Source organism: Paenibacillus rhizoryzae, assembly GCF_059686995.1.
Map to the genome: position 1 here is coordinate 420,469 of NZ_JCAALT010000004.1, position 24,889 is coordinate 445,357.

The 24,889-nt window shown below is 49.4% G+C and carries 16 protein-coding genes; 3 read left to right on the top strand and 13 right to left on the bottom strand.

What is annotated here, in order from left to right; translation table 11 throughout:
• Nucleotides 1-3: 3 nt before the first annotated feature.
• The 6 genes from AC6ESO_RS14420 to AC6ESO_RS14445 form a co-directional block, all read right to left on the bottom strand.
• The gene (locus tag AC6ESO_RS14420; RefSeq protein ID WP_497091946.1) at nt 4-6,174 is read right to left on the bottom strand and encodes a WIAG-tail domain; all 6,171 of its coding nucleotides are present in this window, start codon (nt 6,172-6,174) and stop codon (nt 4-6) included.
• Nucleotides 6,175-6,468: 294 nt separating this feature from the next.
• On the bottom strand, nt 6,469-12,336 hold the full coding sequence (locus AC6ESO_RS14425; RefSeq protein WP_497091947.1) for a hypothetical protein: 5,868 nt from the start codon (nt 12,334-12,336) through the stop codon (nt 6,469-6,471).
• A 246-nt stretch (nt 12,337-12,582) separates the two neighbouring features.
• Nucleotides 12,583-13,506: a copper amine oxidase N-terminal domain-containing protein gene (locus AC6ESO_RS14430; RefSeq protein ID WP_497091948.1), complete on the bottom strand. Its 924-nt coding sequence runs from the start codon at nt 13,504-13,506 to the stop codon at nt 12,583-12,585.
• 99 nt (nt 13,507-13,605) lie between these two features.
• On the bottom strand, nt 13,606-13,746 hold the full coding sequence (locus AC6ESO_RS14435; RefSeq protein ID WP_497091949.1) for a hypothetical protein: 141 nt from the start codon (nt 13,744-13,746) through the stop codon (nt 13,606-13,608).
• 383 nt (nt 13,747-14,129) lie between these two features.
• Nucleotides 14,130-15,320 carry a glycosyltransferase family 4 protein gene (locus tag AC6ESO_RS14440; RefSeq protein WP_497091950.1) on the bottom strand — a complete coding sequence of 397 codons (1,191 nt, stop codon included), beginning with the start codon at nt 15,318-15,320 and terminating at the stop codon, nt 14,130-14,132.
• Between the two features lie 108 nt (nt 15,321-15,428).
• Nucleotides 15,429-15,719, bottom strand: a complete 291-nt coding sequence (locus tag AC6ESO_RS14445) for a transposase (RefSeq protein WP_497091951.1) — start codon at nt 15,717-15,719, stop codon at nt 15,429-15,431.
• 154 nt (nt 15,720-15,873) lie between these two features.
• On the opposite strand from AC6ESO_RS14445, the gene asd reads away from it, so the two are divergent.
• Nucleotides 15,874-16,662, top strand: a complete 789-nt coding sequence (gene asd / locus AC6ESO_RS14450) for an archaetidylserine decarboxylase (RefSeq protein ID WP_497091952.1) — start codon at nt 15,874-15,876, stop codon at nt 16,660-16,662.
• Between the two features lie 79 nt (nt 16,663-16,741).
• Here asd and AC6ESO_RS14455 read toward each other — a convergent pair whose 3' ends face one another.
• From AC6ESO_RS14455 to AC6ESO_RS14465, 3 genes are read right to left on the bottom strand one after another with little or no spacing between them, the layout of a single operon-like run.
• A complete protein-coding gene (locus AC6ESO_RS14455) occupies nt 16,742-17,200 on the bottom strand; it encodes a hypothetical protein (protein ID WP_497091953.1) in 459 nt (152 codons plus the stop codon).
• 18 nt (nt 17,201-17,218) lie between these two features.
• Nucleotides 17,219-18,061, bottom strand: coding sequence for an aminotransferase-like domain-containing protein (locus AC6ESO_RS14460; protein WP_497091954.1), 843 nt, complete (start codon nt 18,059-18,061; stop codon nt 17,219-17,221).
• A gap of 9 nt (nt 18,062-18,070) precedes the next feature.
• Complete coding sequence (locus AC6ESO_RS14465) at nt 18,071-18,247, bottom strand: GntR family transcriptional regulator (RefSeq protein WP_497091955.1); 177 nt, start codon at nt 18,245-18,247, stop codon at nt 18,071-18,073.
• A 160-nt stretch (nt 18,248-18,407) separates the two neighbouring features.
• On the opposite strand from AC6ESO_RS14465, the gene AC6ESO_RS14470 reads away from it, so the two are divergent.
• On the top strand, nt 18,408-19,043 hold the full coding sequence (locus tag AC6ESO_RS14470) for a pyridoxamine 5'-phosphate oxidase family protein (protein ID WP_497091956.1): 636 nt from the start codon (nt 18,408-18,410) through the stop codon (nt 19,041-19,043).
• A gap of 64 nt (nt 19,044-19,107) precedes the next feature.
• Here the strand turns inward: AC6ESO_RS14470 and AC6ESO_RS14475 are convergent, their stop codons facing one another.
• Nucleotides 19,108-19,650, bottom strand: a complete 543-nt coding sequence (locus AC6ESO_RS14475) for a hypothetical protein (RefSeq protein ID WP_497091957.1) — start codon at nt 19,648-19,650, stop codon at nt 19,108-19,110.
• Between the two features lie 104 nt (nt 19,651-19,754).
• Entirely contained in the window at nt 19,755-20,540 is a 786-nt protein-coding gene (locus AC6ESO_RS14480; protein ID WP_497092146.1) for a helix-turn-helix domain-containing protein, read from the bottom strand.
• A gap of 225 nt (nt 20,541-20,765) precedes the next feature.
• On the opposite strand from AC6ESO_RS14480, the gene AC6ESO_RS14485 reads away from it, so the two are divergent.
• On the top strand, nt 20,766-22,070 hold the full coding sequence (locus AC6ESO_RS14485; protein WP_497091958.1) for an aminotransferase class I/II-fold pyridoxal phosphate-dependent enzyme: 1,305 nt from the start codon (nt 20,766-20,768) through the stop codon (nt 22,068-22,070).
• Nucleotides 22,071-22,177: 107 nt separating this feature from the next.
• On the opposite strand, the gene glgD is transcribed toward AC6ESO_RS14485, so the two are convergent.
• Together glgD and AC6ESO_RS14495 are read right to left on the bottom strand one after the other, a co-directional pair.
• Entirely contained in the window at nt 22,178-23,248 is a 1,071-nt protein-coding gene (glgD, locus tag AC6ESO_RS14490; RefSeq protein ID WP_497091959.1) for a glucose-1-phosphate adenylyltransferase subunit GlgD, read from the bottom strand.
• Nucleotides 23,224-24,390, bottom strand: coding sequence for a glucose-1-phosphate adenylyltransferase (locus AC6ESO_RS14495; RefSeq protein ID WP_497091960.1), 1,167 nt, complete (start codon nt 24,388-24,390; stop codon nt 23,224-23,226). The genes glgD and AC6ESO_RS14495 overlap by 25 nt, the downstream gene beginning before the upstream one ends.
• Nucleotides 24,391-24,889 lie beyond the last annotated feature (499 nt).

Genomic DNA, 24,889 nt, shown 5'->3' on the forward strand with positions numbered 1-24,889 from the left:
TGTTTATAGGCCGATTCCGATCCAGTTTACCAGACCGATTGGCTCTGGGCTGATTCGAGTCCGCACGATTGTCAGTTGAACCGCCGCGGCTGTTTTGGTCTTGATCACAGCGTAGCAGGATGGCTGGTCTGTCGTTGCAACGAACACGTAGGAATTGTTGCTGAAAGGCTGATCGAAGCCGATCGTCACGTCAAGCTGCTCGCCTTGGCCTTGGAAGTTATATGGCGCAAGCCCGAACTGCTGGATGACGGCGGATTGCCGTTTAACCGTCGTAACCGGCGTGAAGTCCAGCTTCTCGCTGCTGATGCTGCCGTCTTGCAGCAAGCTGCCTTCCAAAGCGAATTCCGGAGCCGGAGCTGTCTGAGCCGGGAATGCATCTTCGGCGAAGTGAGCTGCAGTGATGCTGCCGAGGGCGATTTTGACACCAGTTACGGAACCATCCTCCAGTTTGCTGGATTGTACCGCGCCATCTGCAAGCTTAGCTGTGTTTACTGCGCCTTCTGCGAGCTTAGCTGTGTTTACTGCGCCTTCTGCGAGCTTCTCGGTGGTTACCGATCCGTCCTCCAGTTTGCTGGATTGTACCGCGCCATCTGCAAGCTTAGCTGTGTTTACTGCGCCTTCTGCGAGCTTCTCGGTGGTTACCGATCCATCCTCCAGTTTGCTGGATTGTACCGCGCCATCTGCAAGCTTAGCTGTGTTTACTGCGCCTTCTGCGAGCTTCTCGGTGGTTACCGATCCGTCCTCCAGCTTGCTGGATTGCACCGCGCCTTCTGCAAGCTTCTCGGTCGTTACCGATCCGTCCTCCAGCTTGCTGGATTGTACCGCGCCTTCTGCAAGCTTAGCCGCGTTTACTGCGCCATTGGCGATGTGGCCTTCCTCGATGCAGCCGTTTGACAAGGTTTGCTGAGCAGGTGCAAGCACTCCAGGTGCAAGCTTCTCGGCCGTAATAGCCCCGTCAGCGAGTGCTTCTGTGCCGACTGCGCCTACTGCCAGCTTCTCCGTGGTCACCGAACCGTTGCATAAAGCTGCACTTTCGATGGAGCCCGGGATAAGATGCGAAGTGGTAATGGAACGTGCCGCAATCTTGCTTAGCGTAACCGAACCGGCTTGCAGCTGGTTCTCGCCGACTGCGCCGTTAGCCAGCTTGTTACCGCTGACAGCTCCATCACTAAGCGCCTCGCTGCCAACGGAACCAACTGCATAATGCGCTGAGCCTATGGCTTTGTGCGCAATAATGTTCGAGGTTACGGCCCCGTGCTGCAGATGGCTTTCGCCCACTACGCCGAGTGCGAGCTTCGTGCTCGTTACGGAGCTGTCGCTAAGCGCGTCAGTGCCAACCGACCCGAGTGCCAGCTTCTCACTCGTTACCGCATGATCGCCGAGCGTTTCCGTAATGACTGCTCCGCCAGCCAGTTTCTCGCTTGTTACGGCTGCGTCGACGATGGTATTGGTGCCGACTGCTCCGTTTGCCAGCTTCTCACTCGTTACCGCACTATCGCTGAGTGCTTCCGTGCCGACCGCGCTGCTCGCCAGTTTCACACTTGTTACCGCATGGTCGCTCAGTGCTTCCGAGCCAACGGCTCCGCTTGAGAGCTTCTCACTCGTTACCGCTCCGTCACACAGCACTTTCGTACTTACCGCTCCGCCTGCCAGCTTCGTGCTTGTTACTGCGTTATCGCTGAGTGCCGCTGTGCCGACCGAGCCAAGCGCAAGCTTCGCACTTGTTACCGCGCTATCGATGAGCGCTTCCGTACCGACCGAGTCGATCGACAGCTTCGCACTTGTCACCGCGTTATCGCTCAGCGCTTCTGTGCCGACTGCTCCGATTACGAGCTTCTCGCTTGTTACCACGCTGTCGCCGAGTGCTGCCGTGCCGACTGCTCCGCTTGCCAGCTTCGCGCTCGTTACCGCGTTATCGCCGAGTGCTGCCGTGCCGACCGAGCCGCCGGCCAGTTTCGCGCTTGTTACCGCGTTATCGCCGAGCGCATCCGTGCCAACTGCTCCGCTCGAGAGCTTCGCTTTTGTCACCGAACTATCGCCGAGTGAATCCGTGCCGACTGCTCCGCTTGCAAGTTTCGCACTGGTCACTGAGCTGTCAATAAGCGCAGCCGTACCGACCGATTCGCTTGCCAGCTTTGCACTTGTTACCGCATTATCGCCAAGCGCCTCTGTGCCGACTGACCCACTCGACAGCTTCGCGCTGGTTACCGAGCTGTTGCCCAGTGCTTCAGCACTTACGGCTCCTTTGGCCAGCTTCGCGCTTGTTACTGCGTTATCGGCGAGTACATCCGTGCCGACCGACCCGGGTGCCAGCTTCGTGCTCGTTACCGCGTTGTCGCCCAGCGCATCTGCGCTTACAGCTCCGCTTGCCAGCTTCTCGCCGGTCACTGAGCCATCAATCAGCGCTTCCGTGCTAACCGATCCGAGCGCAAGCTTCGCACTTGTTACCGCTCCATCGCTGATCGCTTGCGAACTTACCGCACTTATTCCGAGCTTCTCGCTTGTCACTGCGCTATCGCTGAGCGCTTCCGTGCTCACTGCTCCCAGTGCCAATTTCGCGGTTGTAACCGCTCCGTCGCTCAGCACTTTCGTGCCAACCGCACCGTTCGCCAGCTTCACGCCTGTCACGGAGCTATCGCTAAGCGCTTCTGTGCTAACCGCTCCGCTCGACAGCTTCGCGCTTGTTACCACACCATCGCCGAGCGCATCCGTGCCGACTGCTCCGCTCGACAGCTTCGCGCTTGTTACCACGCCGTCACCGAGCGCTTTCGATCCTACAGCTCCGAGCGCCAGCTTCGCGCTTGTAATGACGCTGTTGCCAAGCGCATCTGTGTTCACTGCTCCATGCGCAAGCTTCACGCTTGTTATCGCTCCGTCGCTGATCGCTTTCGCGCCAACTGCTCCTTTAGCCAGCTTCTCGCTCGTAACCGAGCTGTCGCTCAGCGCTTCCGTACCAACCGCACCGTTAGCTAGGTGCGAGCTTTCGACCGCGCCTTCGCTTAACGCATCCGAGCCGACTGCGCCGTTTGCCAGCTTCGAGCTGATCACCGCGCCTTCGCCCAGCGCTTCGCTTCCGACAGCGCCTGCCGTCAGATGCGCACTGGCAATCGATTTCGGCGCAATTTTGCTAAGCGTTACCGCGCCTGGCTGCAGATGGCCTTCGCCGACTGCCGATGTGCCGATCGCTTCAGACCCAACCGCTCCGCTTGCGATCTTCGCGCTGCTGACAGCTCCATCGCTCAGCGTATCGTTGCTGATGGTACCTCGTTTGATTTTGATACCATGGATAATGCCATCCGGAGCTTTATCAAACGTGTAGAACTCCGATGCCAGATGCGCTTGGGAGATCGACCCTTTGCGGATGTGATACCCTTGAATGGCTTCTGCCTTCAAGTGTTTGCCCGCTATGGTCTCCAGTTGAATGTGATCGCCATGCACAGACAACGATGACAGCTTCGAGCTTGTTACCGCTTCATCGCAAAGCTGATCCGTGCCGACAGACTCCTCAGACATATGAAGCTGCAGGACGCTGTCGATTTTGAGATGCATACTCCCAACCGAGGATTCCGCGATATGATTGGAATCAATCGCCGATGCGGCCACATGCTGGCCATGAATCGCGGAAGGCTCAATCGCTCTGGAGCTTACCGCTTCATTTTGCAAATGATAGCCCGCTACACTGCCTTCGCTCAGCTTCGCTGCGGTTACCGAATCGTTGCTCAAATGAACATCGCGAACGCTCTCCGGTGCAAGATGCGCGCCGTAAACGGATTGCTCTGCCAAGTGCTTGCTGCTGACTGACTCGCTGCCCAGGTGGCCGCTGCTAATGGATCCAAGCGCAAGCTTATCGCCCGTAACTGCACCATGTGCAAGCGCATCGCTGCCTATAACACCAGCGGACAAATGACGTTCGCCGATAATGCCCTTCGCAAGATGCTCGGCATCGATTGCCCCTTTTGCCAGATGCTTACGCGTAACGGAGCCAAAAGCCAACTGATCTCCGGTAACCGAACCGTTCACCAGCTTAGCAGTCGTTACGCTGCTGTCCGCCAGCTTGCTCGATGTCACCGCGCAATCCGTCAGCTTATCCGTAGAAACACTTTCCGGAGAAAGCTTGAGGGAATTCACGATATGATCTGCCAAATGGTGAGAGTGAATCGAGCCCGCCGCCAAATGCCGCTCCGATACGGAACCGGTTGCCAGCTTAATGGACTTCACTGCACCGTCTTGAAGCGCATTTGTTTCAATTGCGCCTTCGCTGATGTGATACGCTTCGATAAGTCCCGGCTGCAAATGCAGCGAGGAGACTGCTTCCGGTGAGATGGCTTCTTCCATTACCGTTCCCGGCGAGAGATGGAAGGCGCGAATCGCTTCCGGAGCGATTTTGTCAAACGTAATGGACTCATCCGCCAGATGCTTAGTCTGAATGGACAGCTCTGCCAGCTTAGCGCTGCTTACGCTGCCATCGATAAGCTTCTGCTCGCTGACCGATGCATCCTGCAGCTGTACTTGACCGACAGCAGCAGCGCTGATATGAACCTGCTTCACCGACAGGGCCGCAAGCTTCTTATCCGTTACGGAACCGTTGGTCAGATGACCGGTAGCTACACTGTCATCAATCAACTGCTTCGAACCGACCGAGTTCTCCGCCAGGTGGCGTTCTTCGATCGTGTCGGATAACATTTTGTCGCCGCTGATGCTGAGTCTGCTGAGGTGTTTGCCGTGTACCGCATCGTCAGTCAGCTTACTTGCCGTAATGCTATGATCCGCGATCTTGGATGCTGTAACCGCATGATCGACGAGTTTAATCGTGGAAATCGACAGGTCCGCAATTTTGGGAGAGGAGATTGCATAATCCTGCACATGCTCGGTGCCGATTTCGGCGGGAGCGATATGCTGCGACTTCACAGCGCCATCTTGCAGCTCCTTCGAACTGACTGCTCCGTGGGCAATGGATTCAGACGTTACGGAACCAGCCTTCAGCTCTCTGGTGCCGACCGCGCCTTCGACCAAATGGGTAGCCGTAATTTCGCCAAGCGCCAAATGTTTCCCTAACAGCACGCCTGGGGCTACATGCTCCGCAAGCAAAAGTCCGGGTTGAAGATGCGAGGAGTCGATCGCTCCAATGCTGATCTTCTCACCTGTGATCGAGCCATCGCGCAGCTTTGAGCGGGTTATCGAGCCTTCCGCTAGCTTGGAGGTCGAGACGGCTTCATTTGCAATATTTTCGGTGCGGATCGCCGCACTTTTGATTTTGCTGGATGTAATCGTTTGATCTTCGAGCAGCTCCGATGTAACAATGAGCGGCTTCAAATGTTTCGCTTCAATGGACCCTTCCGCAAGCTTATCGGCGCTAATTGTCCGATCAGCCAGCTTCTCCGACGTAATGCTGTTGTCACGCAGCTTATCGCCAGTTATGGAACGGTCTCGAATTTTGGTGCCTGAGATGGCATTCTTCGTCAAATGGTCGCCCGTGATGGATTCCGATGCGATTTTGGACGAAATGATGGCACCATTGGCAATTTTGATACTTTCCACCGCGAAATCGGCAATCGTGTTCGTAATGACCGCACTCTGTTTAATCCGATCGGAGTCAACAGAACCAAATGCCAATTTATTCGATGTAACTGCATTGTCTGCGATGTCATCGGTGTGTATGAAAGGAAGCGGTGAATCCGGCATACGCTTCTCAGCCACCAGCGCCTCTTTGCGCAAGAGCTCCTGTTTCAACAGCTCTTCCATTTGCTCAATATGAAGTCGCTCTGCTTCTTCGTTCTCGCGGGCCAGCCGCTCAATTTCTTCCGTCAAAGCCTGTAGTTCTTCTTCCGTTTGTTTATGTGGAATCTGTGCGACCGGCTCTTCCGAGACAGCCACAATTAGCTCCGGCTGCGGCATTTGAAGTTCCACGACCTCCGAAGCTTCCTGCACGGCGGTAACTTCAACCTCTTGCTGAGGAGGCTGCTGCTCCGACTCCACTTGCTGTGAAACCTCTTCTGGAGATTCCAATACAGGTGCTGCTGCATTCACTTGAACCATTTTCTCTTCCGGTTTCGCCGATGTCGGCTTTTTCTTCTTCAATTCCTCGAGCCATTTCAACTCCGACGCGTTCGGATTATCCACATAAAATAACGGCTTCCGCCCTTTGGGGCTTTTTCCTTTGCTGCTCTTCGCCATAGCCCTCTCCTTCTTCCACCTCAAATGTCATAGGTATCATATGCATTCACCCATGGGCTGGTCACATGGTCAAAGGTCAAATTATTTGTAAACGGTGGCCTATGCCTTGAAAACGTTCGGATAAATATGTTGCGTGAAAACGACAGGACATGGTCGACAGCAAGGTGAAACCTGTTGTCCGCCATAGATTGCAGGCGCGAAAAAGCTGCCCCCAAGTAGGAGCAGCCTTGTCCTAATCCTTTGCACTTTTTGCATAACAACACCTATTGCTCGATTTCTAACTGAAGATTACACCTACTGCACGCGATGAACGCCGACCGTTTGCTGCACATCGCCGGCAATCGTGATCGTCACATTCGTTGTCTTGACTGTACCATTATTGTAGAAGGCTTTGAACGTGAATGTCAGCGGTCCATCATCCAGTTCCTCAAAGCTCTCCTCCCACATCTCTCCAGTCCAAGAGGTTTTCGCTGCATGGGTCGGATTAAGATCAACCGCTATCCCATTCATCGTAACGTTCACTTGATCGGCAATCGTCGCGGTTCCGGTAGCAGTCGTTGCCCCAGACAACATAAATTTCTCCCCCGCCCAATACACCGAGTAGGCTCGTGGACTATTCGCGTTGCCGCTAACCGCCAGATTACTTTCCTGACGGCGTTCATCCCAAAGTGCCGTATGCTTCACTTGTCCGCTAACCGACAGCGGCAGCACGGTGATGGTTTTACGAACGATGACCGGAGGGGCTTTCCCATCAGAAACGGTAAGCTGAGCAGTATAAACTCCAGGCAGTACACCTTTGAAGTTCGGACCTGAAGTGGAGTAAGGATGGGCTCCGTTGTAATTGTACGTCTGACTGCCTCCGATTGAATCCGTTATGGAGTACTGCACATCCAAATGATCCTTATCCGGATCTGCAATAACATGCGTCAGCGTAATAGGGTCACCTTCATAGACGGGTTTAGGGAGCCAGTCAAAATCCGCGGTAGGCGGCTGGTTCGTTTCAATAAAGAAGTATTTAGGCGAGCTATACGCGCTCCAGTCATACCCATCGAACACGCGGACGATCACGTACATATTGACCTTCTCCGGTAGATCGGTATCAGGATTCCAATAGAGGAGCGCTCCACTCTGAACGCCGGAATCCTTCTCTAAGATGCCGCCATATCGATAAATTTTGAGCTGGTACTTGGTTTGCGGATCGTCGTCCGGATCGCCATAATTCCATTTAAAGGTTGGGCGAAGAATGGTTAGCTTCGTCGGATTGTTTTGATCCGTACTGCTCGGAATATCCATATCCGCAACCGGCTTCCGATTCATCACTTGAACGTTTTTACTTATTTGAGTTTCCTGCCCAAGAGAATCCGTGACGACTTGGCGGATACTGAATGTACCCATGGTATTGAATGTTTTCGACCATGTCGTCCTCACCGCGCTCTGGAAGATTTCAACGCCCGTGGTTTGACTCAAGATAAAATACTGATGGGCGAGATTTTCACGTCCGCCATCTTCTTTATCGCTTGCCGTCGAGTCAATTGTGATGGGATCACCGCGATACGTATTAATTGGTGTAGTGGTAAAACCAGGGATCGGCGGGTCATTTGCGCCCGCGATTTTAGATACTGTGATAGTGACCACATAGTACGTACTCCATGCTTGATACTCGTCCCTCACGGCCATACCAACCTCATACTTCCCTAGCTCTTGAGGTGCCACCAATTTCTGATTAACCATCGTTCCACTTGGCGTTATGTAGTAAAATGCTTTCTCCATCACACCTTTAGTCACTTTGTAGTCAATGCCTGTAGCCTCGATTGAGTAGTTTGTTGCGCTTAAATATCGGTCTGGATCGTGACTATTGTCTGTCCACTTTATTGTTCCATCTGCATTTATGGAAAGTGCAAAGTTTGAAATCGGTCTGCGATGAACAATGACTTGAGTGCTGTGCGTGTTTGATTCCTTTCGATAATCTTCAAATGTCAGATCCGGGAATAGATGAGCAGCATTTGGATCATCTGTCGTTATATAGCTCACATCATAAAGGCCAATTTTATCAAACGGAGATTTAGGTGTAGTAAACGTTTTTCCCGATAAGTTCGAAGGACCTGACTTGCCGTCACTTGCATCTAAGAACTTCTCAGCTACTTTGTTATACGTCCACTTCGTCTTAGCATCGATTAAAGGGTCATTCTCCGTATCCAAATTGGTAAGGGAATAGAATACGTTATCTCCAACCAAAGCCGTATTGAGCATCAAGGACTTGTTAATGGTGATTTCCGTAAGCTCCATATCCTTAAATTCCGTTAATTCAGTATTACCATAGGGCCCATACATGCCTTCAGTAAATGTACGATCTTCAACATCGATTAATGGAGTACCGTTGACATAAATTTTAATGTTGTCGGCCAATGCTTTAACCGTAAATGCCGTGTACGTCCCCGATCGCATGATGAACGCAGCTTGCGATAGAACGGTTCTCGTTCCATCTTCGATTTTCACCAAACGCACGGTATCATTAGAAGCTTCAACCCGATACATATTATCTTTATCTACCATGCGGAATGAAAAACCAGATGAACTATCGGTGTCTTGAAATTTGAAATTGTATTTCATCTTATACCCTAATGAAAAATCATCTTCTTTGGGCAGCGTATCGCTATAGAACTGCCCGTATGAATCATAATATCTACCTAGTAATGTTGATGATGCCAGAAGGTAATGACTTTTAAACCCTGATTCAACGTCTAGTTGTCCATCCTTTAAAGTTGTTAAAGAATAGATATACGCTCCCATAGTAGCAAGTGTCGTTAACTGACCAGATTCTAAATCTAATTGCAGAACCTGTGTATCATAGGTGCCATACATATATCCATTTGGCGTGACTTTAACATCGTTTATCCTTCCCGTTGTCGTCCATGCAAGTGACAGATCGCTAAATTTATAGGCGCGAATCTCATTAGCTGCTTGAACAATAATGTAGTCTTTGTATGATCCAATAATGAAGTCAGTTGCAGTTAAAGCTTTGGAGAGAAGCAGGCTGCCATCGCTTGCCTTTCTAGTGATTAAGTTATGCGTACCGCTATAACGGACAATATAGCCAATTTTACTGCCGTCGAAACTATTGGCTAGCTTTCCTCCAAAACTATAGCCGTTACTACGACTATACCCGCCAAATTGAGAATCATACATTGTACCATCCTTAATGGTATAGATGAGTTTTCCTGTCTTGCCGTCAAGTTTAGTCAATGCCAGCTCATAGAAAGTCATACTCGATGAAGATCCTTGTGATGGCGTTCTAGACCACTTATCGAAAGACTCATAGTAAACATTTCCGTTTGCGTCATAACCTAATGGAGATATAGACACTCCCTCATGTGCCTTTCCCGTAGGAACATAAAACACCCCGGCCGGTAAGTCTTCTGTGAAAGTTGTTGTGGAATTTAATGTATACGATGAAGAGTATGGGAAATTTTCAGATCCATCTTGCCCACTAAAGGACATTTGCGGAAAGTTTCTGGTCGTGTATACCTTTTTGTAATCCAGATTAAATTTAATGGGCTTGTTAGCCAACAAAGAATGGGTGCCAATAATGAAATGATCACTTCCCGCGACGCCCCAGCCAGAAGTAGGATTACTAATCTTTAGTTCTGGAGTCTGTCCTAGTGCCAACTGTGTAAAGGTATAAAGGTAATCGTAGCTCGAGTCTAAAACATAGACCAACTCTGAACTTCGATCGGTTTCGGCTACACTTATTTGCGAATAGGTGCGTAGCAGAGTCGAACCTTTATAAATCTGTATATCGTGATCATATTTAGCGCTGTTTGGAACCACAACCATCTTGTAATCATCAAACAAGACTATACTCTCACTTTGATCCATCATGGGACTAACCGTTATTCCTGTTTTTGAAGGCCCTCTCCAAAGGTTAACTCCGTTTGAGACCACACTAGACAGCGAGTTTTCCTCACTATCCCAGATCCATCGCTTCACTGGGCTTGTATTTTTCCACGTTGAAGACACTAGATCACTTGGCCTTAATTTGTACGTCATCCCATACATAGGCGGAGAAGAATTATCGCCTTTCATCTCAAACGAAACAAATGGAGCATCATTAATAACGTCTATGATGATGGATTCACAGGTGCTTTTTCCCCAGTCTTCTGTTCCGCAGACTTCAATTTGGCGCTTTCCAACGGTTACATATTTGAGATCGATTTTCCCAGTCCCGTAGTTTATGGTGACAGGGGTTTCTTCAACAAAGTTACCATCATTGTCTTTATCGTAACGCTCTTTAATTTGCTTGGACACGATCGTGTCACCGTCGATACTGAATATATCGATTGAATAATTGCCTATGACGTTTCTAAGCAGCTTCAAAGGGCCGGTGATCGTCACATCTGGAGGCAAGTCCGGCTTTACTGTCAGCGTATGCTGAGCAGGTGCCAATGATTTCAATCCAATCGAATCATAAACGTGCAGTGAAATAATTTCAGTACCAGGCGTTGTGTAGATAGTCTTTTTGTTCGTCCACTCGTCTCTTGCATGGTCGATGGATCGGCCAGCAATGGGACTGTAACTATGAGTGGAACCAAATGGACTCGACAGCGGCCTTCCCTCTACAACCTCTAAAGGTCCATCGATGATCGGGACTGGATTTGGCGGTACGACTTGAATGGTTGTACACGCTGTTGCCAAGGCTCCATGCTCATCTCTCATCTGTGCGCAAACTCGGTGAGAACCACGCGTGTCCATGGTCAAACTATGCTGACCGTTCATATAATCGGTGCTCTTCGAAGGGATTGACTGCACGAATGCATTCCCTACTCCAAAATCAAAGCCCAAGAACGTAACTGAGTCACCATCTGGATCATAGGGAGTCGGTACGGATGGGTCTTCAATATAAATGAGATCCAGCACCGTTCCCTCTAAGACTTGGGTCAGCGGTTTGGTTGGAGCATATGGATAAACAAATCCAATTTGAAATGTTGGTGGATTATTAGGGCCGGTATCCTTTGGTTTTTCATAAAAGAATGTTACATACGCTTCTGGAAGAGCTGCGGTTAAATTCACACTGGCGCTCGAACCAGCTGTTACGGTATTCGAATACGCAAAATAAGAAAGATTTTTACCTTGAAGTATTCCATATGTTGCAGAATTGGCGGAAACCACTTGAGAATGCGGTAAAGTCGTAACTGGAATCAGTTCATCGGTCTGCTGCACATAAGGTTCGGACGAACTGTTACGAACCATGTGCCGAACATGGATCTTACCGGCGATGACTACATCGTAAACATAGTAAAGATAGAGCGTTTTGAAAGAGGAGCTACTGTAGGAAGGAATGCTATACTCACCAGCTGCCGGACTGCTAAAATCGTTAGGTTTCGTACCTGATGTCGTTTTCACATGACCTTTATAGGTGTACTCCGCAGCTGACGGGTGAGTTGGCAAGAAAGATTCACCATTCTTTAAATTAACATCACGATCATTAAACATAGAAGCCAAGCTTTCACCTGTAGTTGTAACATGACGAATATAAGCCTTTCCATCAGCAGCAGCAACACTCTCATAATAATAGTTCAACGTATACGTGTCATATAACCCATCATATGTAACTCGTGGCTGTCCCGCTGTAATAGATCCAGCTGGTGGGAGATCAGTCGTACTTTTTTTGTACCCTACATAATCGTAAATTACGTTTGTTTCCGCGTTTGTTGGAGGATATTGGTTACCTACGGTCATATTAATCTTTTTCTGCGGCCATACAGAAGCAAGGTTTGTCCCATCTGTTTTGTAGTGATTAATGACCATTTGTCCGTCGAGTTCAAATTCTAGTAGAACAGGAAAGAAGTAACGTCTTCCTTCTACAAGAGGGGCGCAGCTTCCGCAGGCGCCAGTTTCGTTTCTAATGAGATATAATTCTTTTGAATCAAGTAATCCTTTAATACTTAATATAAATGAAATAGTGCTTGTTCCTGTTCCTGATGGAGTGGATCTACTAACGGTTGATATGTTCTTGCTTATATAAAACTCTTTGTCACCGTATGTTTCGAGAGGATCTATTCTTGATTTATCAAAATACTGCATATCTGTGTATGAATTGAATTTATATACCTTCACATCTCGTATAGATCTATCTTTAAATGTAAAAGAATAATTCCAATCCATGTTCGGACTATCTCCAGGTGATTCGGTTGTCCAATTCCCGGCGCTGTCTGTCCAAATGTCGTAATACAGCATTGCAACTCCGTACCATTTCTTCTTAGCAGCGTCATACGTCGGCTGTATACTGGAGCTTCCGTCCTCAACAGCGGCATTAGCATCTCTGGATATTAGAGGGAATATTAGGCCAATAAGTAAGGAACATAATAAAGTATATGAAATAGTTCGAATTATCCTGCTATTCATGCTGAATTATTTCCTCCAAGGGTTTTTAATAAGGATTGTCGTATAGTCTTCTGGAATATTGATATATTCTGCGGAGCTAAGATCGTTTTCTCTTCTTGGTTCGCTGTAAAGGAAGTGTAACCCGTTAATTTTGTTGACGGATTTTTCTCTCAGAAAAGCGGACTCCGCAATAGTTACTGGCTTAACACCTTTCTTTAATAGAGCGAACCTTCTTCCCATTGATACGGAGTAATTACTAGAAAATCTGATATATTTTTTTGTTTTAATATTCGTGTTAGATAGATCTGCGCGATAGTAGGTTGCACCTTCGATAACTAATGGAAAATCGTCGACAGTGATGATTCTTAATGGGACGTATTTATCAGTGTAGTCTTTGATTCTCTCTTCATAACCAATAAAGTAATCTTTATAATCCTCTGATTTCTTAGCTGCTGTAATATCCTCAATCTTCGGAATCTTTTTATTTCCGATCCATACCATCTGATTGAATCCATCCCAATCGACCAATTCTCCAAAACCCTCGGAAACAACTCTAATCGGCACATAGGTTCTTCCGTTTGCCATATATGACGGTTTAATGTTTGTCATCTGTTTATCGTTCACCGTAACGTTATCAGATCCAATCAAAAGCTTAATAACTGTTCCTTTTCTTGTGATAGTGACATTCTTCCCGGAAAGATTAATGTTTGCAGATAATCCTTCTGAAACTACGCGCAATGGAACAAATACCGTATAATCCTTAAATACTGGTTTGGTATTAGCTAGATCAAGTTTACGAGCATTATAAAGAATTTGAATTGGAAGAGTGGTCTCGACGACATGCTCAAAGGCGGTACCAGAGGCAGTTGTTTTGGTAGCGAAAAGCTGGGAAGAAACAAGCAAGCAGACAGATAAACTAATATAGCTGAATTTCATTAATAGATTCTTCATTTCGTAGACCTCCAAGGTTCTAAGTGTTAACAGGGTTCTAGCACTTCGGATTAAAATCTCCACTTTTAATAGACTTTCTCGTTGTCCCAGCAGATCCTATTAATCTTCCACCACATTTTCTCCCGGTCTATCCACTCGCGGCGCGCCTGCCTTTTCATTACTAGCCTGCACAATCCCCATCACGCCCAAAGAGATCACCATCAACATAATTACAACCACAAGCGAATAAAACATCTTCATTCCAAACACTCCTCTAAGTTGAATTTGACTACGCAGCTTTTATCGGAACTAACATATTCTACCACTTTTTGCTACAATTCGACGAGAAAAATCTATCATTTTCTACCATTTCATCCAACCGGTCACACAAAAAAAGCACCTACTCGCAAGCTGAATAATCAGCCGCAAGCAGGTGCTTCCTGCATGTCGTCTCAATAAAATTCGCACGCAACGTTATTCATTGCTGCCTACTATCTTCTCTCTTTGGTTACTTCCTATCTTACTTTGGAGTTCGACAATTTTCAACCTTTATTTTACAGTTTTTATCTCTCGCTCTTATCTTCTGCTCTTATCTTCTGCTCTTATCTTCTGTTCTTATCTTCCGCTCTTAACTATCTCGTCAATCAGTCCCCCGCATTCCCATCATCGGCTTTCACCTGTGCGTCTCGGAACAATTCCAGCCATCGCTCAGCCGAATGCTGCCATGTAAAATGCTGCTCCACTCGCTCCCGGCTCTGTCGCCCCATCCGCATTCGCAGCTGATCATCGCGCAGAAGCTCCAGCAATCGCTCCCGCATCTCATTCACCACATCGTCCGGATTGACCAAATAACCGGTTACGCCGTCCTCAATAATTTCCTTCATGCCGCCGGCCCGCGTCGCGACAACAGGCAACCCACAGGACATCGCCTCCACATTCACTAGGCCGAACGCCTCCCGCTTCCCAGACGGAACCACAGCGACATCCGCTGCGAGGAACCAGCTCGGCACTTCGGAATATGGTACATAAGGCACGAACTGCACATGCCCCTTCAGCTTCCGACCAAGCTGCCGCAGCTGCCTCACATAAGCAGTTGAGCGCTTGGAACCGTAGAACGCGCCGCCTACAATAACCAGAAGCGCCGAAGGATGCTGCTGCACAAGCTTAGGCATGAGCTTCAGCAAATGGTGGACCCCTTTGATCGCAAGGAGCCTGCCCATAAACAGGATCACGCTTCTGCCCGACCAACCGCGTTCAGTTCGCAGTTGAGCCCTGCGATAAGCCCCCGTCAAGGAGTACTGCGACTGAAAACGTTCCGTATCGACTCCGGGATACACGACGTGCAGCTTATCGGCGCATTCCGGTACCCGAGCGGCCACGTCCTCTTTCAAATACTCGCTATTCACGATAATGCGATCAGCCGCTCGGAAACTCCGGGTAAGGAGCGCGCTGCTTATGGCTTGTTTGCGGATAAAAGTCGAGGAATGCAGATTCAGCCATATTTTGCTCTGCGGCCGCAGTCTTTTTAGTTTCAAGGCATAATGAGGCCTATTCTCGATCTGGAGTAAATCCGGTTGGTGAGTCATAATGGATTGGCCCACCCGCTTCAAATATAACCGTTTATTGTGAGCCGGATATCGCACAACAGCCGCGCCTCCTAGCATCGTCCTATTATCCAGCGACCGGCTTGATCTCCCATATATATAGGCTTCCACACGAGGAACAAGCAGTGGCACAAGCTTCTCTACAACGCGCTCCACGGAGCTGCTGCTTTGAGAAGGCAGCACATACGTACCCGGTGTCACAAATGCGATTTTAGCTCTAGCTCTAGCCATGAACGAAGCCCGCCTCTCTTTCAACAGCTTGCTTCTCCTATCATACGTACAAGGTTCGCTCGCTGACTCCGACAGAGGCCCCATTCCAACGATTCCGCTGCATCCAACTTACCGGCGTCTGCTCCACAATTGCTGCAGAAGCATGCATAATCCATACGGTCCCAGATAAGCGCCGCTTCCCAGAAAAATCGGACTCAGCAGCACCTCATGCACCTGTGTCATAAAAACGGTATCGTCGAGCAATGTCCTCGCCACACTGTTCGCTGCAATACTGAAGAACCCCAGATAAGCCAGAACCGCCAGCCCATCAATGATTTTTCGAAGACTGTCGTACTTGACCCGAAGCACCGCCAAAATAAAGCCCCCAACAATCGCTCCAATAAGCATTAAGCCTGTCATTCGATCACCTCATATGACAGTATTTGCATACATATTCCTCCCTTAAACGTGCTTCCAGGGAACTCTATTGATAAATGAGTCGCGATATGTCAAACTAGTCGGAGACCACCACGATAAACCCCCGTTTAATCCAGAGAGGACGTGAACTACCGGCATGACCAAATGGCTGCTCCGATCCATGACTGAGCTTAGCTCGCGCAAATGGATTTCGCGAATAACCGGTCGATTTGCCCAGTCGCCCGCTAGCCGGCGATTTATTCCAAGATTCGCTCGTATGTACGGGATCGCTATAGAGGAAGCCGAGAAACAGCTGCATGACTATTCTACATTGAATGAGTTTTTCACAAGGCGCTTGAAGCCCGGCGCACGTTTGATTGATGCAGAACCCGCTGCGCTTGTCAGTCCGGTTGATGCACTCATTACAGGCTGCGGTCCGATAGAGCAAGGCACGATTCTTAATGTCAAAGGCCAGGATTACACCATCGAAGAGCTGCTCAATCGCTCTCCCCGCATGGAGAATTACAAGAATGGCTACTATATGGTGCTGTACCTTAGCCCGACCGACTATCACCGCATACATACGCCTATTGCAGGCACGATTGTAGAACGCGAGCATGTACTTGGCAAAGTTTATCCCGTCAACGATTTCGGCCTCCGGCATATGCGCCGCGTGCTGAGCCGCAATGAAAGGCTCATCACCTACATGCGACATGCAAACGCAGAGACCGCCATCGTTAAGGTTGGCGCAATGAATGTCAGCAGTATCAAATATGTACTGCCCCTTCAGGAGCGTATGGACAAAGGTGCAGATCTTGCTTACTTCGAGTTTGGTTCAACCGTTGTACTGCTAACCGAGGATGACAGCTTCTCTCCGCGTCCGGATTTGAAGACAGGACTTAAAGTACGCATGGGCGAGAAACTCGGCACCCTTTCCAACACATAGCGAATTAAGCTGCCTCAAAAGTCTAGCTTCCGACTTTTGAGGCAGCTTTTTTGTTTGTGTATTAGAAACAAGGTACCGCTCACTCCGCCCCGTCCCCAAACAACGACACTGCTATCGCTTCAATCCGCCCTGCTCCTGCCTTGATCCGCTCCTCTGTCAGATGAGAGAAGCCAAACAATACCGAATTGTACGGCTCTTCCCCTTCCCAGGAAGAGTCGCCGACAGACCACAGTATGCCCGCCGTCTCACACGCATCCTTAAGACGAGCATAGCTTGCCCTATCGCCTCGCCACTCGGCATACACATGAAGTCCCGCATCCGCAGGAACAAACCTGAACCACCTCGTCAGACGCGGCTCGAAGTGTTCGCGAAACGCAAGCAGCCGCCGACCGATGACCCGCTTCATTCGCCGCAAATGACGGGAGTAACAGCCGCTCATAATAAAATGTGAAAGCGCACGCTGTTCAACAAGCGCGGAAGGATGCGGTTCCAGCAGCGCTTTCGCAAGGCGGAACGGCTCTGCTAATGAAGCAGGCAATACCACATAACCAATGCGCTATTCAACGAACATCGTCTTCGAGAAGGTTCCCATGTAGACGACACGATCCTCCCGATCGAGCGCCTTCAGCGGCTCTACCGGCCTGCCTCCCCAGCGCAGCTCGCTGTCGTAATCATCCTCAATGATGACGGCTCCTTGCCTCCCCGCCCACTTGAGCAGCTCCACTCTCCGTTTTGCCGATAACACTGCGCCTGTAGGAAATTGACGCGTAGGCGTCACTACAAGCAGCTTAGACGGCCAGTCCTGCGGCACTATGCCTTCATTGTCCACAGGCGCTGAAAGAATTTTACCTCCAGCGGCGGCAACCGCTCTGCGAATTCCATTAAAGCTCGGATTCTCCACCACTACGGGCAATTCCGGACGTACGAGCAGCATGGACAACAGAGCGATCGCATGCATGGAGCCGTTTGTAATGTAAATATGCGATGCAGCCGCGCGTATCCCCCGTTCACGTCGCAGATCCTTCGCGATGGCTTCCCGAAGTGGCAGGTAGCCTTCGACTTCACTGCTTATAGCAGGGAAAGCAGCCATCATCTCGCGAATCTCGGCATGCATCGCGGCTTTCCACTCCTCCACCGGAAATTGCGAGGAATCCACATGTCCAATCCGGAAGCTGATCGCCTCCGCGCCGGCTGCTTCCACGACAGGGTGACTCTCGATGGTCGTGAACAACTTCCTGGATGCGGTAAGCTGCTCCGCCCAAGCTGATAACGCGATATCCGCACTGGCACCAGTTGCTGCCCCAGACGCACCATTCCCAGTCGCTTCCCCGGTTGAAGCTGCACTTACAAAGGTTCCACTCCCGCCCTCAGCCCACGCAAACCCTTCCGCAATCAGCATATCGTACGCTTAATTCACGGAACCGCGCGACACGCCATACAGTTCAGCCAGCTTCCGGCTGGAAGGCAGCCGCGTCCCTCCCGCCAACGTTCCGCTCATAATCCCTTCGCGCAGCGCATGAAACAGCGCCTCTGTCTTGCGTCCGAGTTCCTCGTAGTACCGCTCATAGGGAATGCGAAAATCCATATCCATAAAACCCACCTGCCCCATCTAACGCTCACCTGATAATTGGTCTAGTGAAAATAGACTAAATTGGATCTTTTTAATTGTCAATAATCGCAGTATGCTCATACCTATTAAGTCCGGCGCGCGGACACTATTTTGCAAAGTAATGGGGGGATTCACGATGCGCAGGAAAGAATTCGCGATGAATGAAGAAGAGAATTACGAGGAAATCGAAAGCTTCCTGGGCGAGATGAGCTTCGGATTTCTGGGGACCGTTTCAGCAAGCGGCGAGCCAAACATGACTCCGCTGAATTTCGTCTATGTAAACGGGAGCATTTATTTCCACGGAAGCAGAGCCGGGAATAAAATGACGCAGCTCAAAGCGAACGAGCGCGTCAGCTTCATGGTCGCCAAAGAATATGCGATCATTCCTTCTTACTTCACCGATCCGCTGATGGCTTGTCCGGCTACGGCTTTCTTCAAATCGGTCCGCATAGATGGCTGCGCTGCCGTTGTCGATGATCCGAAAGAGAAAGCAGAAGCACTCGAAGCGCTCATGCGCAAGCTGCAGCCGGAAGGCGGCTACAAATCAATCGATGCAAGCGACCCCGACTATATTCCTCGTCTGAAGGGTGTAGCTGTTGTAAGGATTGATGCCGACCGAATGACAGGGAAGTTCAAATTCGGACAGAACCTGAAGACAGCAGAGAAAGCAACGATCACAGATCAGCTCGTTAAGCGAGATCTTCCGATGGATGCGGAGACCATTGCCCTCATGCAGCGCTACTGTCCTCATGCGAAAGCCATAGGAGACTAACGCCAATGTGTAAGCACAGCCGAACAAGGCAGGCCTCAGACTGCCTTGCTGCGATCCTGCAACCCTACTTTTTCTGAGCTGTTGAGCATTGAATCGTCGCGCCTTGAATCGTTTTTCTGAGGACGTTTCGGAAGACTGCTGCGGCCACGTTATTATAGTTGCTATAGAAGTCCGATAGATCATCATTATAGAATTGGACGACAAATACTTTAAACACCGGATATACGGATACTAGGCCGAAATTATTTCTTACCGCAACAAATTTGAACAGCCGATTCGTGCAAAATGCCCGCCGGAAGAGGATTGCGATGGCACGCGGAGTAAGGCTTCGTGTAATCGGCATTACCAGCTTGCCTTGGCTGTCTCGTACCCGTACCAGTATCCGATAGCTTCCCAAATTTTTGTTCAGCACGAGAAGTGTAGCGAGTGCTTTCGCTTTCAGTGTCCCTTTTACGCGCAGCGTAACCAAATAATTGCCGCTTGCCAATTTACGCAGGGGATCAACTTGCACAAGCGGGTCATTCCCTACAGAATACTTGATTTCGTTAAAGTACGTAAATTCTGGAGCCGATAATGAAATACGGGCTTTCTTAGCTGACTCGGCCATAATTTCGCCTCTCTCCGTTCATTCAGACTATGCTGCATTGTATATTATTTGGCCTGAAGCTACTAAGGAACTGCCTGTACCTATAACGAACAAAAAAAAAGAGCCTATCGGATTTCCGACGGGCTCTTTCCTGTATACTGCTTAAACTGCCTGCTGAAAAAAAAGATATCGCGATACCCGAGCGCATCGGCGACCTCCGTCACATTCATGCCGGCATGCATGAGCAAATGCTGCGCCCGATCGATTCGCGTGCGAATCATGTAGTTCTGCACCGATGAACCGATCAGTTCCTTGAACTTGATCGAGAAATATCTCGGCGACAGCTGGGCGCGCTGTGCCAAATCTTCCACACGATGCGCGATCCCGGGGTTTTGCCGAATATAGTTGGCCACTTCATGAATGGCTTCCGTCAATTGGTTGCTGACCTTTCGCTCTACCGGACCTTCCAGATCCTCGCGCAGCAAGTAGATCATGAGCTGCTTTAAGATCAATTGCGCCTCTTCCTCCGCGGCGAAGGTCTTCACAAGAAACAGTCGTACATAACGGGACAACAGATGCTCGAAATCTACCGTTTCCTTGAGCATCCGATAAGATTGCGGTACGATGCCTACGTTATCCGAAACGTCAAAATGAATATAAGTCAGCACAAGCGGCTTCTGCGGGTTATGAGTCGCACTCGTATAATCCCCCGGCTTAAACAGAAAACAGCTCCCTTTACTGACAGAGAAAGGCACGCCGTTTAATTTAACTTCTCCGCTGCCGCTCCATACATAGAATAGGTCGTAATTCGCCAGCGGTTTTTCGCGCTTTTGCCACTTCCAGCCCGGCTCGCAGACGATTTTGGCTAACGCGGGTTTTAATTGAAAAGATGTGGGCGCACAGTGCAGCATCTCAGCTTCCTCCGTTTGCAAAAACAATATCGTTGTCATCATACAATACTGCGATTCCTTTGCCAATATGGACACCCTGCCGGATGGAAGGCCCCCATGAAATAATTGTTACAAAAATGTGATTGTAACATGGCCTTCCACTCCCAATAAGTGATATAATATCTCCTAAACGGTTTCCAATGGAAACCAAACGAGAATGAAACGCCGGAAGGATGAATGAAGTCGATGAACCCACTTGCCCAGCAATTGAACGCTACGATAGAGCGAGAGAATGGTCATGTATTCGCCATGTTGTCAACACTCGGTAAAGCTATTTATTTCCCGAAGGAAGGCATTTTGAGCCAATCAGCCGAAGCAAAAGCGAAGGCGAAGAAGTACAATGCAACAATTGGTATTGCCATTGAGAACGGCCAGCCTATGCATTTGAAGGTCATTCAAGACACGCTCTCCGCTTATAATCCGAAGGATCTCTATGAATATGCACCACCGGCGGGAAAGCCGGAGCTGCGTGCCGCATGGCGCGGCAAAATGCTGAAGGAGAACCCTTCGCTTGCAAATAAAAACTACGGCAATCCTGTCGTTACGAACGCCTTGACGCATGGCCTCAGCATTGTAGCGGACCTCTTCGCGGATGCAGGGGACGCCGTTATTATTCCGAACAAGAACTGGGAAAATTACGAGCTGACCTTCGGCATTCGCCGCGGAGCTGAAATCGTGCAATACCCGCTCTATAACAACGAGAACCGCTTCAATAGCGACGGACTTCGCGAAGCACTGCTTGCTCAGAAGAGCAAAGGCAAAGCGATCGTCGTACTCAACTTCCCGAATAACCCGACCGGTTACACACCGGGCGCGCAAGAAGGGGTTGAAATCGTTGGGGCAATCCGCGATGCGGCAGAAGCCGGCATCAATGTTGTAGTCGTGACCGACGATGCGTACTTCGGTCTGTTCTTCGAGGGCTCCATGCATGAATCGCTGTTTGGTCAATTGTCCGATCTTCACCCTCGCGTGCTGCCGATCAAAGTCGACGGCGCGACGAAGGAAGAATACGTATGGGGCTTCCGCGTAGGATTCATTACGTATGCGAGTGCATCCGATGCCGTGCTTGCTGCACTTGAGCAGAAGACACTCGGCATCATACGTGCGACGATTTCCAGCGGCCCGCATCCTTCCCAAACCTTCGTGCTTCATGCGCTGCAATCGAAGGACTTCGAACCGCAGAAGGAAGAGAAGTACGCGATTATGAAAGGCCGCGCCAACCGCGTGAAGGAGCTGCTCGACAGCGGCCGCTACGGCGATGTTTGGTCCTACTATCCGTTCAACTCCGGTTACTTCATGTGCCTCAAGCTGAACAACGTAGAAGCTGAAACCGTCCGTACCCATCTGCTCGACGCTTACGAAATCGGTACAATCGCGCTTGGCGAAACCGACCTTCGTGTAGCCTTCTCTTGCATTGAAGAAGACAACCTCGAAGAGCTGTTCGATACGATCTACAAAGCCGTTCAAGATGTCGCGGTTGCCAGCAAATAAATCGAAGCTTCTGCTAAGTTCCCGCAAAGCAGAAAGGGCAGTGAGAGAAGGTCATGATTACGACCTATCCTCACTGCCCTTTTTATATTCCGCCGCACCAAGTCCCTTTAAGCATACCTCTCTGCTGACGTCATACGGACGTCTTTATCCAGGATCACATGGTCCACGAATCCATCCGCATCAATAATGCTGTTAGACATGATTACGCTATCGCGGACGACCGCTCCTTTGCGTACATGAACCCCTTCAAACAGGATGCTGTTCAACACGGTCCCTTCAATGATGCAGCCGTTGGCGATAATCGAATTGCTTGCTCTCGAGCCTTCGACATACCGTGCAGGCGGCTCGTCATTCAGCTTCGTTAGGATGCTTCCCCGTTGAGCAAACAACCCTTTTCGAATACCGGGACGCAGCAGCTGCATGCTGTTCTCATAATAGCTGGCTAACGTATTGACCACGCCTAAACAGCCTTCATGCACATAGCTCTGAATATGGAGCTGATCAACCCCGCCCATGATGGCATGCTCCACGAGATGATCCTGCCCTTGCGCCAAAGAGGTATCGACCAAATCAAGCAGCAGCTCCTTGCGCATGATATACATTTCCATAGAAATCAGATCATTGTCCGCCTCGTCAGCCATCTTCTCAATGGAGGTGATGCGGCCGCTAGGATTCGTCATGACCTTTCGTGCTTTGCCGCCCAGCAGGTTATTCATCTGTTTGCAGATGATCGTAATATCTGCCCCGCTAGCTTGATGAGCCGCAATTACCGGTTTAAAATCCACGTTACAGATCATATAACCGCGTGTAATCACAACATACTCGCAGGAATGATGCATAAAGTAATCGCGATTCTGATAAAAGTGATACAGGTCGCCGCGTTTCGTTTCATGCGCATGTTCCATTATGAACGGCGGAATGATGGACAACCCGCTATCCCGCTGCGTAAGATCCCAGTGTTTACCCGAGTCAAGATGATCCATCAAGTCCCGGTATTTCGTATGGGCGAATATGCCAACCTTCGTAATACCGGAGTTTGCCATACTCGATAGTGCAAAATCGATCAGCCGATATTGGCCGCCGAAAGGAACAGAAGCTAAGCAACGACTCGCCGTAAGAGACCCCATTTCATCCGGTGCATGGATGAGATTGATTATGCCGAGAATATTTGCTTGCACAGCTGCTCTACCTCCGTTATGGAATGATGATTCACTACCGTAACCTCACTGAATTCCGGGCTGCCGATCGTAGCACCGTCCGGGATAACGGTTCCCTCTGCGATGATTGCCTTGTAGATGCTGGCTCCCTTGCCAATTCGCACTCCCGGCATAATAACCGAATCCTGGATTCGACTGTCCGGCCCCACTTGAACATCGCAGAAGAGTACCGACCCTACAACCGTCCCCTCCACAATGCAGCCTTCCGTGACTAACGAATTCGATAGCTTTGCCCCAGCTCCCGCAAAATGTGCCGGACGATTCGGTTGAACCGAATAAATCGGCCAATGATTATCATTCAAATTAAGGGAAGGCGTCTCCGCGAGCAGATCCATGTTCGCTTCCCATAAGCTCTCCAGTGTGCCGACATCCTTCCAATACCCGTCAAACGTATAGGAATCCAGCTTCATCCCATCATCGAGCATAGCCGGAATAACGTCTTTACCAAAATCATTACCCGAAAGTTCATTGGCTTCATCGCGAATCAAATATTTCTTAAGTGCCGACCACGAGAAGATATAAACACCCATTGAGGCCAGATTGCTCGTTGGTACCTTCGGCTTCTCAACGAAGGACGTAATCGCCCCTGAATCGTCGACATGCATAATGCCAAACCGACTTGCTTCTTTCAAGTCTACTTGCAGACAAGCGATCGTAACATCGGCTCCGCGCGCCTCATGCTGCTCCAGCATCCGATTGTAATCCATTTTATAGATATGATCGCCGGAGATGACTAGCACATATTCGGGCTCGAACTGCTCGATAAAACCGATATTTTGATAGATCGCATTCGCCGTGCCTTTATACCATTTACCGCCTTTTTGTTTCATATACGGAGGGAGAATGGACATCCCGCCATCGCGTCTATCCAGTCCCCATGGGCTGCCGTTGCCCAAATAACTATTCAGTACAAGAGGCTGGTATTGCGTCAGCACACCGACCGTATCAATGCCCGAATGTACACAGTTGCTTAACGTGAAGTCAATGATTCTATACTTCCCTCCGAAATGCACTGCAGGCTTCGCCAACTCCTGTGTAAGTACGCCTAATCGCTTTCCTTCGCCTCCAGCAAGAAGCATAGCCACCATTCTTTTTTTGCTCATCAACAACATCTTCTCCTTCTCTGATCGAGCTTACGTACCACCAAAACTGCCGCCACATGGTTCAGATTCAACTACAATATATATCCTTATTTACATATACTATTTTCCATTTATTTGAAAATGAAAAACAGCATTAAAATCCAGCTTTAAATTATTAAACTAGGTCTAATTGGTTAGTTGATAGGTTTGAGAAATGCCCTCAATTCGTTATTCAGTATACCTTCCAGCCATAAAGTTTGAATCCTACTTCCAGCACATTCGTGCCCTACGTTTCGACAGTCCCGCTTCGCACGCATGTCGAAATGAACTAGTTACCATTCTTGCAATGGATAAAATAATCTATGTACGAACGCATTATTTATGCTTTTCTCTCCAATTTTTCACAGAACGTCCATAAAAATTGTTGTTTCTTTTTCTTCCTGCATAAAACTGTCATTTTCCATGAAAACCCTTCAGGCATGTACGTTGTCGAAAAGAATTTGCATTATTGCACCTCTAT

Coding starts and splice junctions, on each gene's coding strand:
- AC6ESO_RS14420 (WP_497091946.1), bottom strand. CDS start 6,174: ATGGCGAAGAGCAGCAAAGGAAAAAGCCCCAAAGGGCGGAAGCCGTTA.
- AC6ESO_RS14425 (WP_497091947.1), bottom strand. CDS start 12,336: ATGGATTGGAATTATTCTTTTACATTTAAAGATAGATCTATACGAGAT.
- AC6ESO_RS14430 (WP_497091948.1), bottom strand. CDS start 13,506: ATGAAGAATCTATTAATGAAATTCAGCTATATTAGTTTATCTGTCTGC.
- AC6ESO_RS14435 (WP_497091949.1), bottom strand. CDS start 13,746: ATGAAGATGTTTTATTCGCTTGTGGTTGTAATTATGTTGATGGTGATC.
- AC6ESO_RS14440 (WP_497091950.1), bottom strand. CDS start 15,320: ATGGCTAGAGCTAGAGCTAAAATCGCATTTGTGACACCGGGTACGTAT.
- AC6ESO_RS14445 (WP_497091951.1), bottom strand. CDS start 15,719: ATGACAGGCTTAATGCTTATTGGAGCGATTGTTGGGGGCTTTATTTTG.
- asd (WP_497091952.1), top strand. CDS start 15,874: ATGACCAAATGGCTGCTCCGATCCATGACTGAGCTTAGCTCGCGCAAA.
- AC6ESO_RS14460 (WP_497091954.1), bottom strand. CDS start 18,061: ATGCTGATTGCGGAAGGGTTTGCGTGGGCTGAGGGCGGGAGTGGAACC.
- AC6ESO_RS14465 (WP_497091955.1), bottom strand. CDS start 18,247: ATGGATTTTCGCATTCCCTATGAGCGGTACTACGAGGAACTCGGACGC.
- AC6ESO_RS14470 (WP_497091956.1), top strand. CDS start 18,408: ATGCGCAGGAAAGAATTCGCGATGAATGAAGAAGAGAATTACGAGGAA.
- AC6ESO_RS14475 (WP_497091957.1), bottom strand. CDS start 19,650: ATGGCCGAGTCAGCTAAGAAAGCCCGTATTTCATTATCGGCTCCAGAA.
- AC6ESO_RS14480 (WP_497092146.1), bottom strand. CDS start 20,540: ATGCTGCACTGTGCGCCCACATCTTTTCAATTAAAACCCGCGTTAGCC.
- AC6ESO_RS14485 (WP_497091958.1), top strand. CDS start 20,766: ATGAACCCACTTGCCCAGCAATTGAACGCTACGATAGAGCGAGAGAAT.
- AC6ESO_RS14495 (WP_497091960.1), bottom strand. CDS start 24,390: ATGAGCAAAAAAAGAATGGTGGCTATGCTTCTTGCTGGAGGCGAAGGA.